The organism is Lacticaseibacillus salsurae (genome assembly GCF_045862175.1).
GTDB lineage: Bacteria > Bacillota > Bacilli > Lactobacillales > Lactobacillaceae > Lacticaseibacillus > Lacticaseibacillus salsurae.
This window is the reverse complement of record NZ_BAAFZI010000121.1, coordinates 1-2080: the sequence shown is the minus strand read 5'-3', so window position 1 is coordinate 2080 and position 2080 is coordinate 1. Positions and strand designations below refer to the sequence as shown.

The 2080-nt window shown below is 47.7% G+C and carries 4 protein-coding genes; all 4 read left to right on the top strand.

From position 1 onward, the window contains the following. Positions 1-253: transposase (locus ACKTSG_RS14125; RefSeq protein ID WP_407891817.1), on the top strand; the 253-nt coding region annotated here is incomplete at its 5' end. 338 nt (positions 254-591) lie between these two features. Next, complete coding sequence (locus tag ACKTSG_RS14120) at positions 592-1293, top strand: glycosyltransferase (RefSeq protein ID WP_407895653.1); 702 nt, start codon at positions 592-594, stop codon at positions 1291-1293. 11 nt (positions 1294-1304) lie between these two features. Continuing rightward, positions 1305-1442 carry a teichoic acid D-Ala incorporation-associated protein DltX gene (locus tag ACKTSG_RS14115; RefSeq protein ID WP_054720040.1) on the top strand — a complete coding sequence of 46 codons (138 nt, stop codon included), beginning with the start codon at positions 1305-1307 and terminating at the stop codon, positions 1440-1442. 17 nt (positions 1443-1459) lie between these two features. Then, the coding region (locus ACKTSG_RS14110; protein WP_407895651.1) for an AMP-binding protein at positions 1460-2080 on the top strand (621 nt) is incomplete at its 3' end.

The window sequence follows — 2080 nt, the reverse complement described above, 5'->3', positions numbered from 1 at the left end:
CTCAACTTTTGCACGGAACACTGCACGAGCCTTGATCACCGGTATTGCCTATAACCTGGTTCAGCTCTTTAAACAGCTCTTTGTCTCGGAAGACCGTCGTTCAACCATCTCCTCGCTACGGTTCAGTCTCTTTCACATCGCCGGTAGGATTACTTGGCACGCCCGTCGTGTGGTGATTCATCTTGCTTCTAACTATGTTTACAAGAACTGGTTTAGTCGGCTCATGGACGAAGTCCATCAGTTGGCAACCTGAACTGAATAACTGAATAGGTCGTGCGTCGAGCCGAAAACTGGGTCGGTCTGTTCGTGGTGCATCGATCACCAACTTCTCCGCTCAGTCAGTATTCGCAACGCTCCAAACGTTGCTTTCAGACCGGCCAGATGCGATTTCATGTACCAAATACCGAGGTGAATAATCCAGGTTTTATTTGCCGTGAAAAGCCATGATTGACGTTTTGAAGTTGACTGCCATTTAGAAACTGAGCGCGATTCTGAGAAATTCTCAGGTTAATTTCAACAAGATTAAGGGGATGACTCGCAGCAAAGTCGGTACACTGAAGTCATTCAAAAACTTGTTGGAAAGGAGCTTTCATGCAAATCGCGTTGTTGATGCCGTGCTATCGACCACAACATTTATCTCAAATCATGGCGGCAGTTCAAGCCCAAATCGATATTTGTACCAAGTTATGGCCGCAAGTTAACTTTCGACTATGGCTGATCGATGATGGGGCCAGTCCGGCTGTGGCTGATGAAATCGCCCAATTAAAAGCTAGCACGCCTAATACCCACAAATTAGGGCTGTCTCGGAATTTTGGCTACGACGCTGCGGTTCAAGCAGGCTTGGCGTCAATTGCTGCCGATGCTTATGTGGTGATCGACCCAGAGCAAGTGACGATGATCGACACTTTTGCCACGATGATCGATGCGTTGGTGGTTGGGGGCTATCAGGTGGTAGGCTTTGCCAGCAAGCATCGCGATTTGTTTCGTGATTGTGCGTTCACGGTTCAAGTCAAGCGCGCCTTATTGCAAGGTGCCAGCCGACATGCTTTTGCATTAAGTGATTTACAAGACATCGGTTTTAAACAAAAACGCCTAGCGTGGATCGGCCCGCTGCCGAAACGCCAAGCCCCGCCTTGGGTATTGTGGGGTGTTGCGGTGGTGATCGTGATCGCATTGAGTTTTTGGCCGTTGGGGGCAACGGTCGGTAATGTTATTTTATTAGGCGTTTGCCTGACGCTTTGGCAACGGCGTAAACCAGGTGGTCCAAGTTTTGTGATTTCGACTATCGACTAAGGAGTAAGCAATTGAAACAATTTTTTCAACGACCAGTGGTGACTTTCATTTTACGCACGTTGTTTTATGCCGCGATTTTATTACTTCTGGTGTATCTCTACAGCTACCGTGGCGTGGGTGGCAGTCACTTTATTTATAACGAATTTTAGTTACTTGGAGGCTTATTTTGATCACAGACATTATTCAAGCTATCGATGCACAAGCCCAAGTGGCACCGCATCAAGTATGCTACCAAATCAATGACCAAACTTATGATTATCAACAACTCAGCACTGCATCGACGCATTTAGCGCAAGCCATTACTGGTTGTGATTTACCTGAAAAATCTCCGATCATGGTGTATTGCGATCAAAGCTTTGAAACCATTGTGGCCTTTTTGGCTTGTGTGAAAGCTGGGCATGCCTACATTCCGGTGGACACCCATTCACCCCAAACGCGCTTGACCATGATCGAAAGCATCGCCAAGCCGGCCATGATTTTAGCCGTGGCAGATTTGCCGCTTCAAATGCATACACCTGTCTTAGATGCGCATACGCAAGCCATTGCGGCTAGTCGCGCTCATTCAGCACGGTTGACGCCAGTTGCTGGGGATGACACGTTTTACATTATTTTCACCTCAGGCACCACTGGCCAGCCTAAAGGCGTTCAGATCTCACACAACAACCTGTTGAGCTTTGTCAATTGGATGAACAGCTTTGATTTGCCAAAACATGCACAAGTGTTGAGCCAAGCCCCTTATTCGTTTGACTTGTCGGTGATGGGCTTGTATCCGGCGTTGACGCAAGGT